Source organism: Quadrisphaera sp. INWT6 (genome assembly GCF_015390235.1).
Lineage (GTDB): Bacteria > Actinomycetota > Actinomycetes > Actinomycetales > Quadrisphaeraceae > Quadrisphaera.
On the sequence record NZ_VUOH01000002.1, the window covers coordinates 242,330 to 265,010 of the forward strand.

28 protein-coding genes and 2 tRNA genes are annotated in these 22,681 nt (G+C 76.3%); 12 read left to right on the plus strand and 18 right to left on the minus strand.

What is annotated here, in order from left to right:
• Positions 1-41 precede the first annotated feature (41 nt).
• Together F1641_RS06080 and F1641_RS06085 are read left to right on the plus strand one after the other, a co-directional pair.
• Positions 42-1,412 carry a YibE/F family protein gene (locus F1641_RS06080; protein ID WP_194903635.1) on the plus strand — a complete coding sequence of 457 codons (1,371 nt, stop codon included), beginning with the start codon at positions 42-44 and terminating at the stop codon, positions 1,410-1,412.
• Positions 1,413-1,509: 97 nt separating this feature from the next.
• Positions 1,510-1,767: a hypothetical protein gene (locus F1641_RS06085; protein ID WP_194903637.1), complete on the plus strand. Its 258-nt coding sequence runs from the start codon at positions 1,510-1,512 to the stop codon at positions 1,765-1,767.
• Here F1641_RS06085 and F1641_RS06090 read toward each other — a convergent pair.
• From F1641_RS06090 to ykgO, 5 genes are read right to left on the minus strand one after another with little or no spacing between them, the layout of a single operon-like run.
• Entirely contained in the window at positions 1,722-2,003 is a 282-nt protein-coding gene (locus F1641_RS06090) for a type B 50S ribosomal protein L31 (RefSeq protein ID WP_194903644.1), read from the minus strand. The two genes, F1641_RS06085 and F1641_RS06090, sit on opposite strands and share 46 nt — an antisense overlap.
• A gap of 19 nt (positions 2,004-2,022) precedes the next feature.
• Positions 2,023-2,328 carry a 30S ribosomal protein S14 gene (gene rpsN, locus F1641_RS06095; protein WP_194903655.1) on the minus strand — a complete coding sequence of 102 codons (306 nt, stop codon included), beginning with the start codon at positions 2,326-2,328 and terminating at the stop codon, positions 2,023-2,025.
• Positions 2,328-2,495 carry a 50S ribosomal protein L33 gene (gene rpmG / locus F1641_RS06100; protein WP_194903657.1) on the minus strand — a complete coding sequence of 56 codons (168 nt, stop codon included), beginning with the start codon at positions 2,493-2,495 and terminating at the stop codon, positions 2,328-2,330. The genes rpsN and rpmG overlap by 1 nt, the downstream gene beginning before the upstream one ends.
• A gap of 1 nt (position 2,496) precedes the next feature.
• Entirely contained in the window at positions 2,497-2,733 is a 237-nt protein-coding gene (rpmB, locus tag F1641_RS06105) for a 50S ribosomal protein L28 (protein ID WP_194903659.1), read from the minus strand.
• Positions 2,733-2,855 carry a type B 50S ribosomal protein L36 gene (gene ykgO / locus F1641_RS06110; RefSeq protein ID WP_194903661.1) on the minus strand — a complete coding sequence of 41 codons (123 nt, stop codon included), beginning with the start codon at positions 2,853-2,855 and terminating at the stop codon, positions 2,733-2,735. The genes rpmB and ykgO overlap by 1 nt, the downstream gene beginning before the upstream one ends.
• 116 nt (positions 2,856-2,971) lie before the next feature.
• Here ykgO and F1641_RS06115 point away from each other — a divergent pair, with 116 nt between their 5' ends.
• From F1641_RS06115 to F1641_RS06135, 5 genes are all read left to right on the plus strand, one after another.
• Positions 2,972-4,135 carry a GTP-binding protein gene (locus F1641_RS06115; RefSeq protein ID WP_206690683.1) on the plus strand — a complete coding sequence of 388 codons (1,164 nt, stop codon included), beginning with the start codon at positions 2,972-2,974 and terminating at the stop codon, positions 4,133-4,135.
• A gap of 29 nt (positions 4,136-4,164) precedes the next feature.
• Positions 4,165-4,473 carry a metal-sensitive transcriptional regulator gene (locus tag F1641_RS06120; RefSeq protein ID WP_194903662.1) on the plus strand — a complete coding sequence of 103 codons (309 nt, stop codon included), beginning with the start codon at positions 4,165-4,167 and terminating at the stop codon, positions 4,471-4,473.
• A 5-nt stretch (positions 4,474-4,478) separates the two neighbouring features.
• Positions 4,479-4,874 (plus strand): hypothetical protein, encoded by a 396-nt coding sequence (locus F1641_RS06125; RefSeq protein ID WP_194903663.1) that lies wholly within the window; start codon positions 4,479-4,481, stop codon positions 4,872-4,874.
• Between the two features lie 80 nt (positions 4,875-4,954).
• Positions 4,955-5,647 carry a DUF305 domain-containing protein gene (locus F1641_RS06130; protein WP_194903665.1) on the plus strand — a complete coding sequence of 231 codons (693 nt, stop codon included), beginning with the start codon at positions 4,955-4,957 and terminating at the stop codon, positions 5,645-5,647.
• Positions 5,644-6,732, plus strand: a complete 1,089-nt coding sequence (locus tag F1641_RS06135) for an alpha/beta hydrolase (RefSeq protein ID WP_194903667.1) — start codon at positions 5,644-5,646, stop codon at positions 6,730-6,732. Before F1641_RS06130 ends, F1641_RS06135 begins: the two co-directional genes overlap by 4 nt.
• Positions 6,733-6,823: 91 nt before the next feature.
• On the opposite strand, the gene F1641_RS06140 is transcribed toward F1641_RS06135, so the two are convergent.
• Complete coding sequence (locus F1641_RS06140; protein WP_194903669.1) at positions 6,824-8,092, minus strand: alpha-amylase family glycosyl hydrolase; 1,269 nt, start codon at positions 8,090-8,092, stop codon at positions 6,824-6,826.
• Positions 8,093-8,312: 220 nt separating this feature from the next.
• Between F1641_RS06140 and F1641_RS06145 the strand changes: the two genes are divergently transcribed.
• Both F1641_RS06145 and F1641_RS06150 read left to right on the plus strand, forming a co-directional pair.
• Entirely contained in the window at positions 8,313-9,779 is a 1,467-nt protein-coding gene (locus tag F1641_RS06145; RefSeq protein ID WP_206690684.1) for a DHA2 family efflux MFS transporter permease subunit, read from the plus strand.
• Positions 9,770-9,845, plus strand: a tRNA-Lys gene (locus F1641_RS06150). The genes F1641_RS06145 and F1641_RS06150 overlap by 10 nt, the downstream gene beginning before the upstream one ends.
• Positions 9,846-9,861: 16 nt before the next feature.
• On the opposite strand, the gene F1641_RS06155 is transcribed toward F1641_RS06150, so the two are convergent.
• The 4 genes from F1641_RS06155 to F1641_RS06170 form a co-directional block, all read right to left on the minus strand.
• Positions 9,862-12,204, minus strand: coding sequence for a bifunctional diguanylate cyclase/phosphodiesterase (locus F1641_RS06155; RefSeq protein WP_194903671.1), 2,343 nt, complete (start codon positions 12,202-12,204; stop codon positions 9,862-9,864).
• A gap of 200 nt (positions 12,205-12,404) precedes the next feature.
• Positions 12,405-13,802, minus strand: a complete 1,398-nt coding sequence (locus F1641_RS06160) for a cytochrome P450 (RefSeq protein WP_309225530.1) — start codon at positions 13,800-13,802, stop codon at positions 12,405-12,407.
• Positions 13,799-14,095, minus strand: coding sequence for a co-chaperone GroES (locus F1641_RS06165; protein WP_194904863.1), 297 nt, complete (start codon positions 14,093-14,095; stop codon positions 13,799-13,801). The genes F1641_RS06160 and F1641_RS06165 overlap by 4 nt, the downstream gene beginning before the upstream one ends.
• A 168-nt stretch (positions 14,096-14,263) precedes the next feature.
• Positions 14,264-14,533 carry a DUF3618 domain-containing protein gene (locus tag F1641_RS06170; protein WP_194903681.1) on the minus strand — a complete coding sequence of 90 codons (270 nt, stop codon included), beginning with the start codon at positions 14,531-14,533 and terminating at the stop codon, positions 14,264-14,266.
• Between the two features lie 79 nt (positions 14,534-14,612).
• Between F1641_RS06170 and F1641_RS06175 the strand changes: the two genes are divergently transcribed.
• Positions 14,613-15,083, plus strand: coding sequence for a peroxiredoxin (locus F1641_RS06175; protein ID WP_309225425.1), 471 nt, complete (start codon positions 14,613-14,615; stop codon positions 15,081-15,083).
• Positions 15,084-15,122: 39 nt separating this feature from the next.
• Positions 15,123-15,204, plus strand: a tRNA-Leu gene (locus F1641_RS06180).
• A 21-nt stretch (positions 15,205-15,225) separates the two neighbouring features.
• Here F1641_RS06180 and F1641_RS06185 read toward each other — a convergent pair.
• The 7 genes from F1641_RS06185 to clpS form a co-directional block, all read right to left on the minus strand.
• Entirely contained in the window at positions 15,226-16,824 is a 1,599-nt protein-coding gene (locus tag F1641_RS06185; RefSeq protein ID WP_194903684.1) for a SpoIIE family protein phosphatase, read from the minus strand.
• A gap of 66 nt (positions 16,825-16,890) precedes the next feature.
• The gene (locus tag F1641_RS06190; protein ID WP_194903686.1) at positions 16,891-17,538 is read right to left on the minus strand and encodes a non-canonical purine NTP pyrophosphatase; all 648 of its coding nucleotides are present in this window, start codon (positions 17,536-17,538) and stop codon (positions 16,891-16,893) included.
• Complete coding sequence (rph, locus tag F1641_RS06195) at positions 17,535-18,266, minus strand: ribonuclease PH (protein WP_194903688.1); 732 nt, start codon at positions 18,264-18,266, stop codon at positions 17,535-17,537. Before rph ends, F1641_RS06190 begins: the two co-directional genes overlap by 4 nt.
• A gap of 134 nt (positions 18,267-18,400) precedes the next feature.
• Positions 18,401-19,210 (minus strand): MBL fold metallo-hydrolase, encoded by an 810-nt coding sequence (locus tag F1641_RS06200; protein ID WP_194903690.1) that lies wholly within the window; start codon positions 19,208-19,210, stop codon positions 18,401-18,403.
• Between the two features lie 7 nt (positions 19,211-19,217).
• Positions 19,218-20,081 carry a glutamate racemase gene (gene murI / locus F1641_RS06205; RefSeq protein WP_194903692.1) on the minus strand — a complete coding sequence of 288 codons (864 nt, stop codon included), beginning with the start codon at positions 20,079-20,081 and terminating at the stop codon, positions 19,218-19,220.
• The gene (locus tag F1641_RS06210) at positions 20,074-20,640 is read right to left on the minus strand and encodes a DUF2017 domain-containing protein (RefSeq protein ID WP_194903694.1); all 567 of its coding nucleotides are present in this window, start codon (positions 20,638-20,640) and stop codon (positions 20,074-20,076) included. The genes murI and F1641_RS06210 overlap by 8 nt, the downstream gene beginning before the upstream one ends.
• Positions 20,641-20,643: 3 nt before the next feature.
• Positions 20,644-20,934 (minus strand): ATP-dependent Clp protease adapter ClpS, encoded by a 291-nt coding sequence (gene clpS, locus F1641_RS19735; RefSeq protein WP_194903696.1) that lies wholly within the window; start codon positions 20,932-20,934, stop codon positions 20,644-20,646.
• 57 nt (positions 20,935-20,991) lie between these two features.
• On the opposite strand from clpS, the gene F1641_RS06220 reads away from it, so the two are divergent.
• Entirely contained in the window at positions 20,992-22,317 is a 1,326-nt protein-coding gene (locus F1641_RS06220; RefSeq protein ID WP_194904866.1) for a nicotinate phosphoribosyltransferase, read from the plus strand.
• Between the two features lie 65 nt (positions 22,318-22,382).
• Here the strand turns inward: F1641_RS06220 and F1641_RS06225 are convergent, their stop codons facing one another.
• Positions 22,383-22,625 (minus strand): hypothetical protein, encoded by a 243-nt coding sequence (locus tag F1641_RS06225; protein ID WP_194903699.1) that lies wholly within the window; start codon positions 22,623-22,625, stop codon positions 22,383-22,385.
• Between the last annotated feature and the right edge of the window lie 56 nt (positions 22,626-22,681).

Genomic DNA, 22,681 nt, shown 5'->3' on the forward strand with positions numbered 1-22,681 from the left:
AACACCGCCCGCGACGCCGGGCGGCCGACGACCATGGACCCGTGCCCGCCGACCTCCACGAGCACGTCGGCCACGGCCACGTGCGCCCCGACGGCACCCGCCCCGGTGACGACGTCCGGGTGACGGCGACCGCGCGGCGCCTGGTGGTGGCGCTCGCCGTCGCCTGCGCCGTCGCGTCCGTGCTCGGCGTCGCGCTGCTGTGGCCGCCCGCGGGCACCCTCGCGGCGCTGCGCGAGCAGGTGAGCGCCGCCGGCCCGGTGACGACGACGGTGGCGGGCGAGGTCCTCTCGACCGCGCAGGCGACCTGCCCGGGCACCTCGTCGGACCGGCTGCCCGACGGGACGATCCCCGACTCCGCCAGCTGCCCCACGGCCGACGTGCGCGTGCTGGAGGGCGACGCCGCCGGCCAGGTGGTGCAGGTCCAGGTGCCGGCCGACGTGGTGCGGGGCGGCATGGGCGCCGGTGACCGCGTGGACCTGTCGTACTTCCCGCCCACCGAGGGCTACGAGGCCAGCTGGACCTGGGTCGACTTCTCGCGCACCCGCCCGCTGGCGGTCGTGGTCGGGGTGTTCGTGCTGCTCACCGTGGTGGTGGCGCGCCGGCGCGGGCTGGCAGCCCTGGTGGGGATGGCGCTGGCGGGGGCGGTGCTGGGCCTGTTCATGATCCCGGCGCTCCTGGCCGGGGAGTCCGCGGTGCTGGTCTCGGTGACCGGGTGCAGCGCCATCATGGGCGTCGTCCTGTACCTGACGCACGGGTTCAGCCTGCGCACCGCCGCGGCGCACCTGGGCACGGTCAGCGGGCTGGTGCTGGTGGGCCTGGCCGCGCACGTCGCCGTGGGCGCGACCCACCTGCAGGGCCTGTCCGACGAGGACTCCGGCTACCTCGGCCAGCTCACCTCGATGGGCGTGCTCCAGGGCCTCGTGGTGGCGGGCATGGTGCTCGCGGGCGTCGGCGTCCTGAACGACGTGACCATCACGCAGGCCAGCGCCGTGTGGGAGGTGCGCGAGCACGCCCCCGGCGCGGGCTTCCGCACGCTGGTGAGCAGCGGCATGCGGGTGGGTCGCGACCACCTCGCGTCCACCGTCTACACGGTGGCGTTCGCCTACGCGGGGGCCGCGCTGCCGGTGCTCGTCATCATCGCCGTCACCGACCCGGCCTGGCTCGACGCGCTGACCAGCAGCAAGATCGCCGAGGAGGTCGTGAGGACGGCGATCGGCGGGGCCTGCGTGGCGCTGTCGGTCCCGGTCACGACGGCGGTCGCGGCAGCCGCCGTCGCCGGTGCGTCGGTGGCGCCGACGGGTGCGGCGGGGGCTGGGGCGACGCAGCCTGCGGAGGCGACGCCGCCAGCGGCGCTCCCCGGACGGCGAGCACAGCGGGAAGCAGAGCGGTCGGGACGGCGAGGGCGTCGCTGACCTCCGCGCCCGGCTCCTCGCCGAGGCGGGCCACCCAGGTGGCGACCTCCTCGCGCCGGGCGGCGTCGAGGTCGCCCAGCCACACCACGGTGCTCGGGTGCTGCTGCCCCTCGCCCCGCTGGCCGACGGCGACGACGGGCCCGCGGGCGCAGGCCCCGACGCAGGGGCTGGCGACGAGCACCCCGCCGCGGGAGCCGCGCACGGCCTCCCGCAGCGAGGTGCCCAGGGCGTCGTCCTCACCCTCCAGCCGGCGCAGCGCGGCGCACCGGTGACCGGTGCAGACCGCCACGAGGGGGCCGGCCGGTCCGTTCACGAGCTGGTCGCCGACCCGGTGGACGGGGTGCGCTGGCCGTAGCGGCGGCGGAAGCGCTCCACGCGGCCCTCGCTGTCGAGGACGCGGGCGCGCCCCGTCCAGAACGGGTGGCTCGCCGAGGAGACGTCGACGTCGATGACGGGGTGGGTCTCGCCGTCCTCCCACTCGACGGTGCCGCGGGCGTGCGCCCCCGCCGTCGAGCGGGTGAGGAAGGAGGTGCCGGCCTGGTTGTCCCGGAAGACGACGGGGCCGTACTCGGGGTGCAGGTCCTGCTTCACGTCTGCTCGTCCTCTCGCTCTACCAGCTGGACTTGGTCACGCCGGGCAGCTCGCCGGCGAGCGCCTGCTCGCGCAGCCGCACGCGCGACAGCCCGAACCTGCGGTAGTAGGCGCGGGGGCGGCCGTCGACGACGTCGCGGTTGCGCAGCCGGGTGGGGCTGGCGTCGCGGGGCATCCGCTGGAGGGCGGCGCGGGCGTCGGCCCGCTGCTCCTCGCTGGAGGTGGCGGCGGTGGCGAGGCGCTTCAGCTCGGCGCGGCGCTCGGCCCAGCGGGCCACCACCTCGCGGCGCTGGACGTCCTTGGCGATCTTGCTCTTCTTGGCCATCAGCGCGCCTCCTTGAACTCGACGTGCTGGCGCACCACCGGGTCGAACTTGCGCAGCACCATCCGCTCGGGGTCGTTGCGGCGGTTCTTGCGGGTCACGTACGTGTAGCCCGTGCCCGCCGTCGAGCGGAGCTTGATGATCGGTCGGACGTCCTTGCTCCCGGCCACGTCAGGCCACCTCTCCTCGTGCGCGGAGGTCGGCGACGACGGCGTCGATGCCGAGCCTGTCGATGACCCGCATCCCCGCGGGCGTCAGGTCGAGCCGCACGTGGCGGCCCAGGGAGGGCACCCAGTAGCGCTTGCTCTGGGTGTTGGGCTCGAAGCGGCGCTTGGTGCGCCGGTGCGAGTGCGAGATGCGGTTGCCGGAGCGGCCCTTGCGCCCGGTGACCTGGCAGGGGCGGCTCATCAGCCCTGCCTCGCCTTCAGGCGGGGGTTCTTCTTGTTGATGACGTACAGGTGGCCGCGGCGGCGGACCAGCTTGGATCCGGGCTGGCGGGCCAGCGAGCGCAGCGAGGCGCGCACCTTCACGGGTTCCTCCGGGGGGTCGATGATGGGTGGTGAATGAGAACGGTTATCTCTCTGTGGCAGCATAGTCGAGAAGCGTTCTCGATAGCGATGTCCCCCTGCGAGACCAGGAGCACCCCGTGACCCACTCCGTCGACCCGACCCGCCTGCCCGTCACCGCCGTCACCGCCGTCGACGCCGCCGCCCGCGACGCCGTCGTCATGAGCGTGCAGCTGGACGCGCCCGACGCCGTGGTGGTCCGCCACGACCTGTCAGGCGCGGGCTCGGGGGTGCTGCGACGCGTGGTCAGCGACGCCACGGGCGTCGTGGAGGACGTCACCACGCCCCTCGACCACGCCTGCCTCGCGTGCGCGCTGCGGGAGGACCTCCTCCCCACCCTCGTGCGCCTCGCCCGAGAGGGCCGCTGGAGCGCCGCGCTGCTCGCCCTCCCGCTGGCGAGCGAGCCCGTGCCCGTGGTCCGCGGCCTGCTCGGCGGGACCGTCGAGGGCGCCCCCGTGCGGCGCTGGCTCGACCTGGCCGGCGTGGTGTGCGCCGTGGACGCCGAGGGGCTGCTGCACGACGTCCTGGGCGACGACCTCCTCGACGAGCGCGACCTCGCGCACGGCGACGACGACCGCTCCGTCGGCGAGGTGGTCGCGCGCCAGCTGCGCGGGGCCGACCTCGTGCTGGCACCGGGGGCCCCCGGCCGCGAGCGGGCGCTGCTGGACCACCTCGCGCTCCCGGGGGTGCGGGCGCAGGTGCAGCAGGCCTGCGACACCTCGGGGGCCGCGGTGCTGGCCCGCCGCCACGACGCGCGGGCCTCGCAGCGCTGGGAGGACCCGCGGGCCGTCGCGCCCAGCGGCGCCCCCGACGCCGACGGCGTGTGGACGCTGGACCTGTCCGACTGGCGCCCCGTGCACCCCGAGCGGCTCCACGAGAACCTCGAGCGGCTCGCCAGCGGGCACCTGGTGGGGCGCGGGCGGTTCTGGCTGCCGACGCGACCGGGCGTCGTGGGCGTGTGGGACGGCGCGGGCGGGCAGCTCAGCATCGGTGACGCGGGCCCGTGGCAGCTGCCCGGGCACGACGTCGACGGCGCGGCGGGCGGCCGGACGGGGTCGTCGGTCGACCGCAGCACGCGCCTGGTGGTCACCGGCGTCGACGAGGACCCCGAGCGCGTGCTCTCGGCCTTCGCCGAGTCGCTGCTCACCGACGCCGAGCTGGCCGCCGGTCTGCAGCGGTGGGTCGGGCGGCCCGACGGGTTCGATGCGTGGCTCGGCGAGGTCGGGGCCGACGAGGTGGCCTGAGCGGCACCCCCCGGGGGTATGTTGGCGGCGTGGACGAGGCGCAGCCGGAGCAGCACCAGCACGGCTACCTGCACGCCAAGGACGACCACCTCAAGCGCCTGCGCCGCATCGAGGGCCAGGTCCGCGGGCTGCAGCGGATGGTCGAGGAGGAGAAGTACTGCATCGACGTCCTGACGCAGGTCTCCGCCACCACCAAGGCGCTGCAGGCCGTGGCGCTGGGGCTGCTCGACGAGCACCTCGGGCACTGCGTCGTCGACGCCGCCCGCCGCGGCGGGCCGGAGGCCGACGAGAAGGTGCGCGAGGCGTCCGAGGCCATCGCCCGCCTCGTGCGCTCCTGAGCACCGTGCGCCGGCTGCTGGTCGTCCTCGCGGCCGTCGCCGTCGCGCTCGGCGTCATCGGCATGCACGCGCTGGGGACGGCTCCGGCCCCGGCAGCGGCCGCGCACACCACCAGCCACACCACCGCGCACGACGACGCCCCCGCGGACGGGGCCTCCCACCACGGTCCTCACGGGCCCGTCGGCACGGCGGCCGGCTGCGTCCTCGCCGCAGGCGCCGCCGTCGCCGGTCTGGCCGCCGCGGTGACCGGCCTGCTCTCCGACCCGGCCAGCGGTGCGCTCGGAGCCGTGACCCTCTCCGTGCTCCTGGCAGCGACAGCCAGCGCCGGCCGCGCCCGCGGGCGGGCGCGCCCCGCCACCGGCCCACCGGGTCCAGCCACCTCCTGCGTGCTGCGGACGTAGCGGCGCCCGGCGACGTCCCGCCCTCGCGCGGGGCGCGCGCCGGCGCGCCCGCACCCCACCCAGCACCGGAGGACAGCCCCGTGACCACGCCCACCACGCACCCCAGCGCCCGCTCCAATGCCCGCCCCACCGCCCACGCCGGCCCGCGCCGCCCCCGCGGGGCCCGCTCCGCCACCGCCCTCACCGGTGCTGCGCTGGCAGCGCTCCTGCTCACCGGGTGCGGGGCCCAGACCACCGACCACGGCGCCGACCACGGCAGCGGGCACACCAGCGACACCGCGGCGGACCACGGCGAGGCCGACGTCGCCTTCGCCAGCGGCATGGTCGTGCACCACGAGGGCGCGCTGACCATGGCCCAGGACGCCGCCCAGCGCGCCAGCACCCCGGAGGTGCGAGCGCTCGCCGAGCGGGTCGTCGCGGCCCAGCAGCCCGAGATCGACCAGATGGAGGGCTGGCTGACCGCGTGGGGAGAGGACGGCGGGTCCCACGCCGGCCACGACATGGCGGGCACGGGTGGCATGGCGGGCACGGGTGGCATGGCGGGCACGTCCGAGGACGACACCGCGGCGCTCGCCGCCGCCACGGGCACCGCCTACGACCGCCTCTTCCTCGAGCAGATGACCGCCCACCACCGCGACGCCGTCGAGATGGCGCAGCGCGAGCAGGCCGAGGGCACGGCCCCCCAGGCCGTGGCCCTGGCGGAGCGCATCGAGGCCGACCAGACCGCCGAGATCGCCGTGATGGCCGGTCTCCTGCAGCAGCTGGGCGCATGAGGCGACGGGCCCTGCTCGGCCTGGCACTGGCCACGCCCCTCGCGGCGTCGGCCTGCTCCGCGGAGGGCGACGCCGGGCCGGCGCCGTCCAGCAGCACCGCCTCGAGCGCGCCGCAGCCCGCGCCGTCCACCGCCAGCACTCCCCCCAGCCCGAGCGAGGTCGTCGTGCGCGTGCTCTCCGACCAGGCCTACGCCGAGCCCGTCGACGGCTCGGCCACGGCCCACCTGCTCGACCTGCACCTGCCCGACGGCGCCCCGGGCCCCTGGCCGGTGGTGCTCTTCCAGGCGGGCTCGGCGTTCCAGTCCGACGACACCAAGGGCGGCAGCACCGACCTGTCCGGCGGCACCACCGCCGCGGGCCTCGCGCAGCGATGGGGGCCGCTCGGGTACGCCGTCGCCGGCATCAACGTGCGCAGCAGCGCCCAGGCGCGGTTCCCCGCCCAGCTGCACGACGTGAAGGCCGCGGTCCGGTACCTGCGCTCGCGGGCCGACGAGCTCGGCCTCGACACCGACCGCGTCGTCACCGCGGGCACCAGCAGCGGCGCCTGGGGCGCGGTCATGGCCGGGGTGGTGACGGGGGTGCCCGAGCTGGAGGGCGCGGACCTCGGCAACGCCGACCAGCGCAGCGACGTCCAGGCCGTGGTCGACCTGTTCGGCCCGACGGCGTTCCTGCAGATGGACGCCCAGCGCCTGCCCGACGGCCAGGAGCACGACCCGGCCGGCTCGCCGGAGTCGATGCTCATGGGGTTCCCGATCCAGTCGGACCCTGCCGCCACCGGCCGCGCCGACCCGACCGCGTACGTGGGTGCGGGCAGCCCTCCGGCGTGGATCACCCACGGCACGGCCGACCCGAACGTCCCCCACCAGCAGTCCGAGCTGCTGTTCGCGGCCTACGAGCGGGCGGGCGCCACCGCGAGCCTGACCCTGGTGCCCGGGGCCGGCCACACCGACAGCTACCTCAGCAGCGGCGCCCCCGACCGCCTGGTGAGGACGACGGCGGGCGGCACCACCACCGAGAGCGGCGACCCCGACCCGACGTACGACGCGGTGCTCGCCTTCCTCCAGGAGCACCTGCGCCGGGGCTGAGCCGCTCCGCGGATGCGCCCCTTCGGGGTGATCGAGAGGTCACGGCGAAGGGGCGCATCCCGAGAGCGCCCTGGGGCGCCCCCGGACGGGCTCACTCCGCGCCGAAGACCGCCGCCTCGTGGGGCCCCGTGCCGCCGACCAGCAGCCGCTCCCCCGGGCGGACCACGACGTCGAGCGCCTCGTCGCCCAGGTTCAGCGCCACGGTGACGCCGCGCGCGCCGTCCTCGGGGTCGCTCGCGCGGTACACGAGCACGGGGTTCTCCAGCCGCTCCACCTCGACCCGCGCCCGCGCGAGCCAGGGGTGGCGTCGGCGCAGCCCGATGAGCTGCTGGTGCAGGGCGAAGACCGGCGCCCCGAGCGGCGAGAGCTCCGCCGGCGAGGCCGGGAAGGCGGGGCGCACGGCGTCGTCACCACCGGCGCGCTCCTCCTTGACCCCGCGGAAGGCGTGGTCGTCACCGGCGTAGACCGCCGGCACGCCGCCGACCGTGAACAGCACCGCGAGCGCGTGGGCGAGGTGGCGCTCGTCGTGCAGCTGCGAGGCGATGCGGGTGGTGTCGTGGTTGCCGAGGAACGTGGTGGGCAGGAAGCGCTGGAGCAGCTCCCCGTGGTGGCGCAGCTCCCACTCCAGCTCGAACAGGTTGGCGTCGTTGAGGCTGCTCCAGACGGCCTTCCACAGCCGGTACTGCGTGACCGAGTCGAAGCCCGACTCCTCCACGAAGGCGGCGTAGTCGCCGTGGATCACCTCGCCCAGCAGCCACGCGTGGGGGTGGCTCTCGCGGACCGCGTCGCTCACCGCGCGCCAGAAGGAGGTCGGGACGGCGTAGGCGGCGTCCATGCGCCACCCGTCGACGCCCGCGTCGAGCCAGTGCCGCACCACCTCGACGACGTGCTCGAGCACGGCGGGGTGGCCGTGGTCGAGTGCCACCAGCTGGTGGTGGCCCTCGAAGACGGCCCAGCCGTCGTCGCGGGCGGGGTCGCGGCGGAACCAGGCCGCCGACCCGGCGTCGCCCGCGAGCGCGGCGCGGAAGCGGGGGTGCGAGCGGCCGACGTGGTGGAAGACGCCGTCGAGGACCACGTGCACGCCGCGGGCGTGGGCCTGCTCGACGAGGTGGCGCAGGTCGGCCTCGTCGCCGAGGCGGGGGTCGACGCGCAGGTGGTCGCGGGTGTCGTAGCCGTGGGTCTCGCTGTCGAAGACCGGGCCGAGCTGCAGGGCGTTGGCGCCGAGGGCCACGAGGTGGTCGAGCCAGCCCTCGACGTGCGCCAGCCGGTGGGTCACGGGGGCGTCGCCGGGGTTCTCCGCCTCCGCGCCGGTGAACCCCAGCGGGAAGGCGTGCCAGATGACGGTGTCCTGCGGGCGCACCTGATCGACGCTAGCCGTCGGGAAGACAGCGGGCCCCCCGAGCGCTGCACGCTCCGGTGACCCGAGGAGGGTCTCCGCCCGCACGCTCCGGAAGGCCCTCCATGACCGACGTCTCCGCCCGCCCGACCAGCGGGAGCGGAGCCGCCGAGGGCCCCGCGGCCCCGGCCTCCCCCGCCCTCGCGACCGCCGTCGAGACCGCACCGTCATCCGGCTGCTGCTGGTGGCGGCGTTCGTCGTCATCCTCAACGAGACGGTCATGGGGGTGGCGATCCCCCACCTCATGGGTGACCTCGGCATCACCGCCACCGCGGCGCAGTGGCTGACCACGGGCTTCCTGCTGACGATGGCCGTCGTCATCCCCGTCACCGGGTTCCTGCTGCAGCGGGTGCGCTCGCGGGTGCTCTACCTGACGGCGATGTCGCTGTTCACGGCCGGCACGGCCCTCGCGGTGGTGGCGCCGGGCTTCGAGGTGCTCCTGGTGGCGCGCGTCATCCAGGCCAGCGGGACGGCGATCATGATGCCGCTGCTCATCACCACGGTGATGACGCTGGTGCCGCCGGCGGTCCGCGGCCGGACCATGGGCAACATCTCGGTGGTCATCGCCGTGGCGCCCGCCATCGGCCCGACCATCTCCGGCCTGGTGCTAGAGCACCTGAGCTGGCGCTTCCTGTTCGTGGTGGTGCTGCCGGTCGCCGTCGCCGTGCTGGTCCTGGGCGCGCGCCGCATGCGCGACGTCACCGAGCCCCGCGCGACCCGCCTGGACGTGCTCAGCGTCGTCCTGTCGGCCGTCGGCTTCGGCGGCCTGGTCTACGGGCTCTCGCACCTGGGCGAGGTCGGCGGCTCGGGGGTGGCCGTGAGCGCCGCCTCGATCGCCGTCGGCGTCGTGGTGACGGGGCTGTTCGTGCTCCGGCAGCTGCAGCTGCAGCGCCGCGGTGACGACCCGGCCCGCCCCGGCGTCCTGCTCGACCTGCGGACCTTCCGCACCCCCGTCTTCGCGGTGTCCGTGGTCATGTTCGTGGTGAGCATGATGGCGCTGTTCGGCACGATCATCCTGCTGCCGCTGCTGATGCAGACCGTGCTCGGGCTGTCGGTGCTCACCAGCGGGCTGCTCCTGCTGCCGGGCGGCCTGGTGATGGGGCTGGCGGCCCCCCACGTGGGCCGCGCCTACGACCGCGTCGGGCCGCGCCCGCTGCTCGTCCCGGGCACGGCGCTGGTCGCGGCGGTGCTGTGGACCATGACGGTCGTGGTCAGCACGACGACGCCGTGGTGGCTGCTCCTCGCGCTGCACGTGGCGCTCTCGGCGGGGCTGGCGCTGGTGTTCACCGCCGCTGTTCACCGCCAGCCTGGGGTCGCTGCCACCGCACCTGTACTCCCACGGCTCGGCCGTGGTGAGCACCGTGCAGCAGGTGGCGGCCGCAGCGGGCATCGCGCTGTTCGTGGCGACGATGACGGCCGTGGCCGCCTCCGGGGTGGCCGGCGGCGCCGAGCCGGTGGCCGCGACGGCCGACGGGATCGCCACCGCGCTGCTCATCGGGGCGGTGGTCGCGTCGCTCGCCGTCGTGACGGCGTTCTTCGTCCGCGGGAGCGCGCAGCCCGACGGCGAGCGGGTCGTCGCGGCGCACTGAGCACCACGGCGAGGAGGACCCGCCCAGGGCCTGGTAGAGTTCTTCTCGCTACGCGCTCCTAGCTCAATTGGCAGAGCAGCTGACTCTTAATCAGCGGGTTCTGGGTTCAAGTCCCAGGGGGCGCACCAGCACGGAGGGTCCCGGTCAGCTCAGGCTGCCGGGGCCCTCAGTCGTCCTCCGGCCCGTCGCGCCCGGCGTGCTCAGCTCGCCCGTGGCGGGTCCGGCGGCGGCCCGCCGCGCCAGCACCCACGCCCGGAGGTCCTCGCCGGCCATCGCCGGGGCGTGCAGCCACCCCTGCGACTCGTCGCACCCCAGCGCGGCCAGGTGCCGCAGCGTCGCGGCGTCCTCCACGCCCTCGGCCACGACCCGCATCCCCAGGGCGTGGGCCAGGTCGACGGTGCTGGCGGTGATGGCGGCCGCGCGCGGGTCGCGGAGCAGCAGCGCGGTGAACGACCTGTCCAGCTTCAGCTCGGTGGGGCGCAGCCGCTGCAGCCGCGCCAGCGACGACCACCCGGTGCCGAAGTCGTCGATGCTGGTCCCCACGCCCAGCTCCGCGAGGTCGGCGAGGACCTGCGCGGCGCGGTCGTCGTCGTCGTCGAGCTCGGCCTCGGTCACCTCCAGCACCAGGCGGTCGGCGGGGACGCCGTGCCGCAGGAGCAGCTCGGCCACCTCCGCCGGCAGCGACGGGTCGGCGAGGTCACCGGCGGAGACGTTCGCGCTCACGCGCAGGTCCAGGCCAGCGGCTCGCCAGCGGGCGGACTGGGCCACCGCCTGGCGCAGCACCTCGGAGGTGACGGCGCGCAGCAGGCCGTGCTCGGCGGCGACCGGGAGGAACTCCGCCGGCCCCAGCAGGCCGCGCTCGGGGTGCCGCCACCGCACGAGCGCCTCGACGCCGACGACCTCCCCGCCGTCGACGCGCAGCTGCGGCTGGTGGTGGAGCACCAGCTCGCCGACCTCCAGCGCGCGCCGCAGCTCCTCCGCCGTCTGCAGCCCCGGCTCGGGCCTGCCGTGCAGCGCGGCGTCGAAGAGCTGCGCCCCGCCGCCGGAGCGCTTGGCGGCGTACATCGCGGCGTCGGCGCACCGCAGCAGGTCGGTGACGGGGTCCTCGGCGGCGCTCGCGGCACCGCCGTCACCAGCGGCACCGCCGGGCGGGTGCACCGCCACCCCGGCGCTGCACCCGACGTGCACGGTGGAGGCACCCAGCTCGTAGGCGGGTGCCAGGGCCTCCACCAGGGCCTCGCTCCAGGCCCCGGCCGCCCCGAGGGCGTCGGGGTGGGGCGGCAGCAGCACGACGACGGCGAACTCGTCGCCACCGAGCCTGCCCGCGACGGCGACCGCCGGGCCGCGGACCAGCGGCGTGCGGACCCCCTCCAGCCGGCGCGCCACCTGCACCAGCAGCGCGTCACCCGCGGCGTGGCCGAGGCCGTCGTTGACCTCCTTGAACCTGTCGAGGTCCAGCAGCGCGACCGCGAACGGGGTCCGCGCGCCGTGCAGGTTCGCGACCGCCCGCAGCACCCCCCGCCGGTTGGCGAGGCCGGTGAGCTCGTCGGTCACGGCCTCGCGCCGGGTGGCGTCGAGCTGGGACAGCTCGGTGATGTTGAGCAGCAGGCGGGTGGCGGCGCCCGCGGCCCCGAGGCCACCGGCCAGGAGCACCCAGGGGTCCGTGGCACCGCTCCCCGCCAGCACGAGCAGCCCGTCGGCGCAGACGACCAGCAGCGCCAGCAGGAGGACGCCGTAGGCGCCGACGGTGGCCGAGACGCCGTCGACGGTCAGGGGCACCGCGACCGTCCGCGACGCGACCGCGGCCAGCGCCACGCACAGCGCGGCCAGCCCGAGCCAGGCGCCCGTGCCCGGGACCGGTGAGCCCGTCTCGGTGCCGACCGCCAGGCACCCGCCCCCCACCAGCGCGGCGACGCAGCCGACCACGAAGAGCCAGGCCGCGCGGTCCCGGCCGCCGCCGGCGGTCACGGCCGTGGACAGCACCGTGCCCGTGAGCACGACCGCGGCCGCCCCGGAGGCGAGCACGGGCTGCAGCTGCCACCACGGCAGGTCGAGCGACGAGGGCACGAGGCTCCCGACGGCGAGCCCCAGCAGCGCCTGGCCCGTCAGGACGGCGCTGACCGCGTTGAGCAGGTCACCCGGGTCTCCGGAGTGGGTGCGGGTGAGGTTCCACCGCACGAAGGCGCTGTAGACCACGAGCGAGGTGGCGAGCACCGCGAGCGCCAGGGGCAGCAGCGGGAGCGCTCCGCCCGCGCCCAGGCCGGTGAGCACGGGGTGCGCCACCAGCGCCGCCCCGGCGACGACCACGAACAGGGCCACCGCCCGCCACAGGCGCCGGTCGGCCCCGCCGCGGCGCACCCGGGCGAGGACCAGGGCGCTCGCGACGAGCCAGACAGCGGCCCACGAGGCGGTCCGGGCGAGGGCGGACCGCTCGGCGGGGGCGTCGGCCACCAGGAGCCAGAGGACCCCCAGGGCCAGCAGACCCACCAGGCCGGCGCGCCCCGCTCGTCCGCTCCCCCACGGCCTCCGGCGTCGCGCAGTCCGAGCGGTGCTCTCCACGTGGTGCCTCCCCCTGGACCCACCCCCGCGGGTCCTGCGCCTGTCATCGGCTCACGAGGTGGTTGGGTTGAGCAACCTCACGGGAGGAGGAGGCCGGGGACCGGGGCCGGTCCCGGGTCAGTCCAGGGTCAGCGGGGCCGCAGCCGCAGCCGCAGCCCCCCGCGGGGGCGCAGGGTGACCAGCGCCTCCAGCACCGGCTCGTCACCCGGCACCGGGTCGACGCGGCGGTCGCGCAGGAGCGCCGCGAGCACGAGCACCGCCTCGGTCAGCGCGAAGTCGCGCCCGATGCAGAGCCGGGCGCCGGCCCCGAAGGGGAGGTAGGAGCCGCGAGGCACCTCGGGCCCCTCCCCCGTGAACCGACCCGGGTCGAAGCGCTCCGGGTCGGGGTGGACGTCGGCGCGCCGCTGCAGCAGCCACGGGCTGACGATGACGAGCGTGCCCGCCGGCACCGCGACGCCGTCCACGACGTCGTCGCTCTCCGCGCGCCGCGTCACCACCCAGGCGGGCGGGTACAGGCGCAGGGACTCGTCGACGACCGCGCGGGTCCAGGGCAGGTCGCGCAGGTCCTCCCAGGTCGGGGCCCGGTGTCCCGCGCCCGACCCGGCACCCCCCTCGGCGCCGAGGACGGCGTCGAGCTCGGCGTGCAGGCGCTCCTGCGCCGCGGGGTTCCGGGCGAGCAGGTCGAGGGTCCAGGTGAGGCAGGAGGCCACCGTCTCGTGGCCGGCGATGACCATCGTGACCAGCTCGGCGCGCACCGACTCCGGGGGCAGGCGGCCCTCGTCGACAGCGCGCAGCAGCAGGCCGAGCAGGTCGTCGCCGAGGTCGCCCGCGGCGCGGCGGCGGGCCACCACCCGGGCGACCACCTCGTCCATGACGGCGTTCGCCCGCGCCAGGCGGCGCTTGGCCGGGGTGGGCAGCCAGCCGGGCAGCGGGGTGCGGGCGCGTCCGATGACCACCTCGAGCGCCTCCAGCACGGCGGCGACCACCCGCTCGCCGTCGGCGGTGACGTCACCGCCGAAGAGGGTGCGCCCCACCACCTCGAGGGTGGCCTGCAGGACGGCGGCGTCGACGTCGACGACCTCGCCCTCGACGGCGGCGCGGGCCCGCACGCGCTCGGCGGCGGCCACGGACTGCTCCGCGACGGCGGCCAGGCCCGAGCGGTGGAACGCGGGCTGGGCCACCCGGCGCGCCTCGCGCCAGGCGCTGCCGTCGCTGGTCAGCAGGCCGCTGCCGGTGACCAGCGACAGCGCGCCGTACTGGACCGTCGCCTTCGACCACGCCCCGGCGTTCTCCACCAGCACCCGCCGCGCGCCCGCGGTGGTGCCCACCAGCAGCACCGGGGTCTTCGGCATCGGGAAGGCGACGTGGTCGCCGAAGCGCGCCGCGGTGCGCTCCAGGTAGGCCAGCGGGTCGCGGCGGATGGAGAGCAGGTCGCGCAGCATGTCGCGCGGCAGCGGCCCCGGGGCGTCGAGGACGGTGTACCGGGCGTTGGGCCGCGGGGCGGCGGACGGCTGGCCGGCGCTCAGAGGTACAGCCCGGTCGAGCCGGCCTCGACGCGGGGTGCGGCCACCGCGTGCAGGTCGCGCTCGCGCAGCAGCACGTACTCGCGCCCCGACAGCTCGACCTCGGCGCGGTCCTCGGGGTCGAAGAGCACGCGGTCGCCCAGGCGCACCTGGCGCACGTGCTGGCCGGTGGCCGCCACCTCGCCCCACGACAGGCGCTTTCCCACCGCGGCGGTGGCCGGGATCAGGATGCCGGCGCCGGAGCGGCGCTCGCCCGCCTCGACGTCGGTGGCGACGAGCACGCGGTCGTGCAGCATGCGGATCGGGAGCCTGGCGTCACCGGTCGAGCCGCTGGTCGCACCGCTGCTCGCAGGGGCAGCGGGGGCGCTGGTGGGGGTGCTGTCGGCCGACGTGCTCACGGCGCCCGACGCTACCCGCTGCGCCTCGGCCGGGACCCGGCCGAGGCGCAGCGGTGGGGACGGACCTCAGTGCCTGCGGCGGACCGCGAGCCCGGTGAACAGGCCGACCACCGCGACCACGGCGCCGCCGACGGCGGCGACCCGCTCGACGCGCAGCGCGCCGTCGGAGTCGAGCACGAGCTCCTTGGCCTTGGCCTGCGCAGAGGCGACGCCCTGCTGGGCGAGGGCCTTGGGGGCGACGCGGGCGGCGAGCTCGTCGACCGTGGCCGCGAGGTGCTGCTGGTGGAGGCTGATCTCGCGCTCGAGGCGCGCGGGCTCGTCGGGCGGGACGCTCATGGACCGGACGCTAGTGCCCCGCGCGCGGCTCAGCAGCCCCAGGCCGCCGGACGGGGGCACCGGCACTAGCCTGACGGCCGTGTCCGATCGTCTCGAGCCGGGTGACCTCGCCCCGGACTTCACCCTCCCGGCGACGCACGGCGGCAGCTGGCAGCTCTCCGAGCACCGCGGCCGCTCCGTGGTCGTGTACTTCTACCCCGCCGCCGGCACGCCGGGCTGCACCACGCAGGCCTGCGACTTCCGCGACAACCTCGCCTCGCTGACCGCGGCGGGCTTCGACGTGGTCGGCGTCTCGCCCGACCCGCTGCCGAAGCTCGAGAGCTGGGTGGCCGAGGAGCAGCTGCCCTTCCCGCTCGCCAGCGACACCGAGCGCGGCGTCATCGAGCGCTACGGCGCCTGGGGCGAGAAGACGATGTACGGGCGCACCACCACGGGCCTGCTGCGCTCCACGGTCGTGGTCGACCCCGAGGGCGTGGTGCGCAGCGCCAGCTACAACGTCAAGGCCACCGGTCACGTGGCCCGGCTCCGCAAGGAGCTCGGCATCGACTGACGGGCCGGCCGACAGCGGCGGCCCCCGGGCCGCGCGCCAGCGCGAGTGGTGAAACTGGCAGCCACGCAGGGTTTAGGTCCCTGTGCCTCCGGGCGTGCGGGTTCGAGTCCCGCCTCGCGCACACCCCGCTCCCCGGACGCGCTCAGAGCACCCGCACGGCCAGCAGCGCGACGTCGTCCTCCGACGTCTCCGGCACCAGGCGGGCCAGGAGGGCGTCGCACAGCTCGCCCGGCGGCCGGTGCCCCTCCTCCGCCAGGGCCGTGCGGAGGTCGGCCAGGCCGACGTCGAGCGAGGTCTCCCGGCGCTCCACCAGCCCGTCGGTGCACAGCAGCAGCACGCTGCCGGGCGGGAGCTCCGCGGTGCGTTCCCGGCGCCGCGCGGTGGGGTCGATGCCGAGCAGCAGGTCGGCGTCGTCGCCCTCGAGCAGGGTGGTGGTGCCGTCGGGCAGCCGCAGGACGGGCGGCGGGTGGCCGGCGTTCGACCAGACGAGCCGGCGCCCGCCCGTCCCACCGGTCTCGAGGCGCGCGACGACGCAGGTGGCCGACGTGACGACCTCCAGGCCCTCGAGCGCCTCGTCGACGGCGCTGAGCAGGTCCGCCGGCCCGGCGCCCGTCGCGCGCGCGATGCCGCGCAGCAGCCCCCGGACCTGGCCCATCGCCGCGGCGGCGCGGGAGTCGTGGCCGATGACGTCACCGATGACGAGCACGGCTCCGCCGTCGCGCTGGCGGAAGGCGTCGTACCAGTCACCGCCGACCTGCACCTCCTGCGCGGCACCGACGTAGCGGACGGCGAGGTCGAGCCCCTCCAGCTGCGGTGGGGCCGTCAGCAGGCTGCGCTGCAGCGCCTCCGCCAGGGCGGCGCGCTCGGCGTGCAGGCGGGCGTTCTCCAGCGCGAGCCCGGCGCGGCGGGCGACCTCGCGGGCGGTGTCGAGCTCCTGCTCGCTGCGCACGGCCCCGGGCTCGGTGCGCACGAGCGCCAGCGCCCCGAGCGTGCGGCCGCCCGCGGCGAGCGGGAGCACGAGCACCGAGCTGGGCGCCAGCACCTCCAGCAGGGCGCGGGCCTGGTCGTCACCCACCCAGTCGCCCAGCGGCGGCAGCTGCGGCACGTACACCTCGCGGCCGGTGCGCAGGCAGACCGCGACGGCGGCCTCGCGGCTCATCGTGGCCGCCTGGTAGGTGGCGTAGCGGGCCAGCACGTCGTCGAGGGCGGGGTCGCGGTGGGCGTGGCCGAGGGTGCGCCGCAGCCGCCCCGTCTGCACCAGCGTGACGGTGCACCAGTCGGCCAGCTCGGGCACCACCAGCTGGGCGAGCTCGCTCACGGCGAGGCCCTGCTCGGTGCCGTGCGCCAGCAGCTCGCTCACCGAGCCCAGCAGCTCCAGGCGCCGGACGGTCTCCTCGAGCTCGCGCCGGGCGGTCCGCCGGTCGGTGACGTCGATCATGTAGATGTCGAGCGCGTCGCCGTCGGGGACGGCGTGGACCGAGAGCCAGCGCTGGACCGTCGTCCCCCACGCCTCGAAGACGACGGGCCTGCCGGTGCGGCGGGCCTCGTCGTAGCGGGGGCCGAAGTCGTTCTCGCGGGCGTGCGGGTAGCGCTCCCAGAGCAGCTTCCCGAGCACCTCCTCACGGGGTGCGCCCACCAGCGCCTCCGCCGCGCGGTTCATGCCCGTGATGCGGTCGTCCGCGTCCAGCGAGATCCACGCCAGGGAGACGACGTCGGGGAGAGCCCGCTGTTCGCGCTGCACCGCCGCCTCCACCCCGTCGACTCCCGCCGCTGACCAGCGATCTGCGGAGTCGGCAACCCCATCCTGTCAGGCGCGGGCCAGCACCCGGGCGAGCTCGGGCGCGAGCGCCCGGAACGCCTGCCCGCGGTGGCTGATGGCGTCCTTCTGCCCGGGGGCCAGCTCGGCGCAGCTGACGTCGAGGCCGTCGGGCACGAGGGCCGGATCGTAGCCGAACCCGCCGGCGCCGCGCGCCTCGCGCGCGAGGTGGCCGCGGAGCTCGCCCAGCTCGACGTGCTCGTGACCGTCGGGGGTCACGAGCGCCGCGGCGCACACGAACGCGGCGCCGCGGTGGGCGTCGGGGACGTCGGCCACCTGCGCGAGCAGCAGGGCGAGGTTGGCGGCGTCGTCGCCGTGGCGGCCGGCCCAGCGCGCGGAGAAGATGCCGGGCGCGCCGCCCAGGACGTCGACGGCGATGCCCGAGTCGTCGGCGATGGCGACCAGACCGGTGGCCCGGGCCACGGCCCGCGCCTTGAGCAGGGCGTTGCCGGCGAAGGTGACCTCGCTCTCGACCACCTCGGGGACCTCCGGCAGCGACGGGTCTCCCACGGCGAGCAGCTGGACGTCGAGGCCGGCCGGCAGGTGCGGCGCGAGGATCGCGCGCAGCTCGCCGACCTTGTGGGCGTTGCGGGTGGCGAGGACGACCCTCGTCGCGGGCCGGCCCGCAGCCCCTGTCACAGGCCCAGCGCCTCGCGCTGCAGGCGGGTCAGCTCGGCGCACCCTCCGGCGGCCAGCTCCATCAGCGCGTCGAGCTCGGCCCTGTCGAACGGCTGGCCCTCGGCGGTGCCCTGCACCTCCACGAAGCGGCCGTCACCGGTCATGACGACGTTCATGTCGGTCTCGGCGCGCACGTCCTCGACGTACTCGAGGTCGAGCACCGGCCGGCCCCTGTCGATGCCGACGCTGACGGCCGCCACCGAGCCGCGCAGCGGGTCCTTCTTGACGATGCCCTTCTCGCGCGCCCAGGTCACCGCGTCGTGCAGGGCCACGTAGGCGCCGGTGATCGCGGCGGTGCGGGTGCCGCCGTCGGCCTGGAGCACGTCGCAGTCGAGCACCACGGTGTTCTCGCCGAGCTTGGTGACGTCGACGGCGGCGCGCAGGGAGCGGCCGACCAGGCGGCTGATCTCCTGGGTGCGGCCGCCGACCTTGCCCTTGACGGACTCGCGGTCGCTGCGGGTGTTCGTGGCGCGCGGGAGCATCGCGTACTCGGCGGTAACCCAGCCGGAGCCGGAGCCCTTCTTCCAGCGCGGGACTCCCTCGGTGAGCGAGGCGACGCAGAGCACCTTGGTGCGGCCGAACTCGACGAGGACGCTGCCCTCACCGGCCTCGAGGTAGCGCCGCGTGATGGTCACGTCGCGCAGCTGGTCGGGACGGCGCCCACCGGGCCTGCTGGTGCTGTCAGCCATGCTCCGACCCTAGGACCCGCCCCCGACACCCCCGCCCTCGCCGTCGTCCCCGCCCTGACCGCAGCCGGGCGCTCGGCTGCGGTCCCAGGGGGCACACGAACCGCACGCAGGCGCTCGGCTGCGGAGGAGCGGCCTCAGAGGTGGTGGACCGCCCCCGGGCGCGCCAGCTCGGCGGGGCCGCCGTACGCGGCGCGCACCTCGGCCAGCACGCCCGGTGCGTCGGCCCACGGCGGAAGGTGCGTCACCACCACGGACCGGGCCCCCGCACGGGCGGCCGCGACCCCTGCGCGGGTGCCTGACAGGTGCACGCCCCGCTCGACGGTCACCGCGTCGGTGAAGGTCGCCTCGGTGAGGAGCAGGTCGGCGTCGGCAGAGAGGTGGTCGAGGGCGGGGCAGTCGTCGGTGTCGCCGGTGTAGGCCAGCACCGCGGTGGAGCCGTCGCCGCGCTCGCTCGGGCCGGTGACGCGCAGCCCGTACGCCTCCACGGGGTGCTCCACCAGCACGGGCTCGACGGTGAAGGGCCCGAGCCGCACGGGCCGGCGGTCCACCCAGGCGCCGAAGGCGAACTGCTCGGTCATGCCGGGGCCGTCCTCGGGCAGGTCGTAGGCCCGCGCCAGGCGCCCGGGAGCGTCGGCGGGAGCCCACAGCGGGACCGGCGGCACCGGCTCGCCGCGGTGCGCGGCGGGCCCGTGCTTCAGGGCGACGTAGAGGCCGCAGGCGTCGAGGCAGTGGTCGGCGTGCAGGTGCGACAGCAGCACGCCGTCGAGGGTGGTGAGGTCACCGCCCGGCAGGTGCCGCTGCAGGGGGCCTGCGGCACCGCTGCCCAGGTCGAGCACGACGCGCCAGGTGCGGCCGGAGTCGTCGTCGGCCTCCAGCAGGTAGCACGACGCCGGGGAGTCCGGCCCCGGCACCGAGCCCGAGCACCCCACCACGACCAGCCTCATGCGCCCATCACGTGGCCCTCCTCAGCAGCGGTGCGGTGATGCGGGGCAGCATCTCCGTGTCCAGGACGGTGTGGTGCTGCTCGGCGTGCAGCTGCGCGGGGGCGGCGGTGCCCAGGAACCGCCGCGCCAGGCGCGCGAAGACGGCCGGGTCTCCGGTGGTGAGCCAGCGGTGCTCGGGCGGGGGCAGCTCGTCGCCGCGGAGCTGGCCGCGGGCGGTGAGCTCGCGGTAGACCGCCTTCGCGGTCTCCTCGGCGCTGGAGACCAGCGTCACGCCGTCGCCCATGACGTAGGAGAGGACGCCGGTCAGCAGCGGGTAGTGGGTGCAGCCCAGCACGAGGGTGTCGACGTCGGCGGCGACGACGGGCGCGAGGTGCTCTCGGGCGGCGGCCAGCAGCTCGGGCCCCGAGGTCACCCCCGCCTCCACGAACTCCACGAAGCGGGGGCACGCCTGGGTGGTGACCCGGACGTCGGGCGCCGCGGTGAACGCGTCCGCGTAGGCGCCCGACGTCGCCGTCGCCGTCGTGCAGATGACCCCCACGCGGCCGCTGCGGGTGCTCGCGACCGCGCGGCGCACCGCGGGGCGGATCACCTCGACCACGGGCACCGGGTAGCGCTCGCGCGCGTCGTGCAGCACCGCGGCGCTCGCGCTGTTGCAGGCGATGACCAGCAGCTTCACCCCCGAGGCGACCAGCTCGTCGAGGCACTCCAGCGCGTAGGCGCGCACGTGCGCCAGCGGCCGGGGGCCGTACGGCGCGCGGGCGGTGTCGCCCAGGTAGAGCACCCGCTCGGCGGGCAGCTGGTCGAGGACGGCGCGCGCGACCGTCAGCCCCCCGACGCCGGAGTCGAAGATGCCGATGGGCGCGTCAGCCACGCGGCAGCTGCTTCGCCAGGGCCCCGACCAGCGTCTCCTGCAGCCAGGTGAGGAAGTCGTAGACCGAGGCCATCCAGACGCGCGGGTCCTCCGGGGAGCTCTCGGCGACCTCCGCGAGCACCGCCTCGGCGTCGTCGTCGGTGCGCAGGCCCAGCCGCTCGGCCAGCACCAGGCGCACGTCGGTCAGCGCAACCAGCCAGGCGTGCTGCTCCTCGGCGTCGAGCACCAGCGGCCCGGGGCGCTCCAGCGTGGCGCGGGCCCGCTCGAGGCCGTCGCGCTTGCGCTGGCGCAGGCCCCGCTCGGTGAGGCGGCGGAACTCCCGGGCTGCGTCGGGGTCGTCCTTGGCGGCCTGCGGCAGCAGGCGGGCCACCGCCGGGTCGGACGGCGGCGTGGTGGAGCCCCCGGTGCCGACCATGGCCTCGAGGGGGTCCTCGGAGGGGGTGGTCCCGTCGTCGAGGAGCTGGGAGACCTCGGACAGCAGGCCGGAGAGCAGCGCGCGCTCGTCGTCGTCGAAGGTGGCGGTGACCCCGCGGCGGGAGCGCTCGAAGCGGCGGGCCACGGCTCAGGCGTCCTTGGAGAAGGTGGCCCAGAGGCCGTAGCCGTGCATGGCCTCGGTGTCGCGCTCCATCTCCTCGCGCGTGCCGTGGGCGACGACGGCCCGGCCCGCCTCGTGGACGTCGTGCATGAGCTTCTCCGCCTTCTCGCGCGGGTGCCCGAAGTAGGTCTGGAAGACGTAGGTGACGTAGGACATGAGGTTCACCGGGTCGTTCCAGACGATGGTGACCCAGGGCTTGGCGGTCTCGCCGTCGAGCGCCTCGACGCGCTCCTCGGCCTCTGCCGGTGCGGTGCTCACGCGGGCTCATCCTACGGTGGCCCCGTGGACCACACCCCGTCGAACGGCCCCGGCGTCCTGGGCAGCCGCGGCACCGGCAGCGGCAGCGCCGGGGGCAGCACGGCGCTGCTCACCGACGCGTACGAGCTGACCATGCTGCAGTCGGCGCTGCGCAGCGGCGCGGCCTCGCGGCGCTGCACCTTCGAGGTCTTCGCCCGGCGCCTGCCCGACGGCCGCCGCTACGGCGTCGTCGCCGGCACCGCCCGGCTGCTCGACGCGCTGGAGCGGTTCCGCTTCGACGAGGGGGTGCTGGAGGCGCTGCGCGAGGACGGCCGCCTCGACGCCGCCACCGTCGAGCACCTCGCCGGGTACCGGTTCACCGGTGAGGTCGAGGGCTACGCCGAGGGCGAGCTGTACTTCCCCGGCTCCCCCGTGCTGTCGGTGACCGGCACCTTCGCGGAGGCCGTGGTCATCGAGACGCTCGTGCTGTCGGTGTTCAACCACGACTGCGCCGTCGCCTCCGCGGCGGCCCGGATGGCGGTGGCCGCCGGCGGGCGGCCGATCGTCGAGATGGGCAGCCGGCGCACCCACGAAGAGGCCGCGGTGGCCTCGGCCCGCGCCGCGCACCTCGCCGGGTTCACCAGCACCTCCAACCTCGAGGCGGGCCGGCGCTACGGGGTGCCCGTCTCGGGCACCAGCGCCCACGCCTTCACGCTGCTGCACGACAGCGAGGAGGAGGCGTTCCGCGCGCAGGTCGCCGCCCTCGGCACCGGCACCACGCTGCTGGTCGACACCTACGACATCCAGCGCGGCATCGAGACGGCCGTGCGGGTCGCCGGGCCGCAGCTGGGCGCGGTGCGCATCGACTCCGGCGACCTCGCCGTCCTCGCCGTCAAGGCGCGCGCGCAGCTCGACGCGCTCGGGGCGACGCAGACGCGCATCGTGCTGTCCGGCGACCTCGACGAGTTCGGCCTCGCGGCCCTGGCCGCCGCACCCGTCGACGCCTACGGGGTCGGGACGTCGGTGGTGCAGGGGTCGGGCGCCCCCACGGCCGGCATGGTCTACAAGGTCGTCGAGGTCGAGGGCCGCCCGGTGGCGAAGCGCTCGGAGTCGAAGGCCACCCACGGCGGGCGCAAGACGGCGCTGCGGCGCCACCGCAGCAGCGGGACGGCCACCGAGGAGGTCGTCAGCGCGGGGCCGGTGCCGGAGCGCGAGCCCGGCGACCGCCCGCTGCAGGTGCCGCTGGTGCGGGGCGGTGAGCGGGTGGGTCCGGCGTCGCACGGAGCTGACCTCGCGGCCGCCCGGGAGCACCTCGAGGAGGTGCTCGTCACGATGCCGTGGGAGGGCCTGGCCCTCTCGCGGGGCGAGCCCGCCATCCCGACGCGGGTCCTGCCGCCCGTCTGAGGCGTGCGGTGGGCGGCGGCCCCGGCCGGTGGCCCGCCGTCACCCCGCCCGGCGGGCGGCGGGTGTCAGTGGTGGCCGCCGCCCGGCTTGACCAGGGGGGCGACCTGCGGCAGGCCCTCCTGGAGCCGCGCGACGCGCTCGGCCTGCTTGCGGCGCGAGGAGACGACGGCCGACGCCACCAGCCCGACCGCCACGAGGGCGCAGCCGCCGAACTTCACGATGTCGTGCCACACCGTGATGTCTCCGTTGAGCAGGCCCAGGAAGATCATCACGGCACCGACGCTGATGAGGGTGAAGGGGATCGCCACGGGCCAGATCCTGCCAGGTCTGCGGCGGCGCGGCCGCCCCGCACCGCCGCAGACCG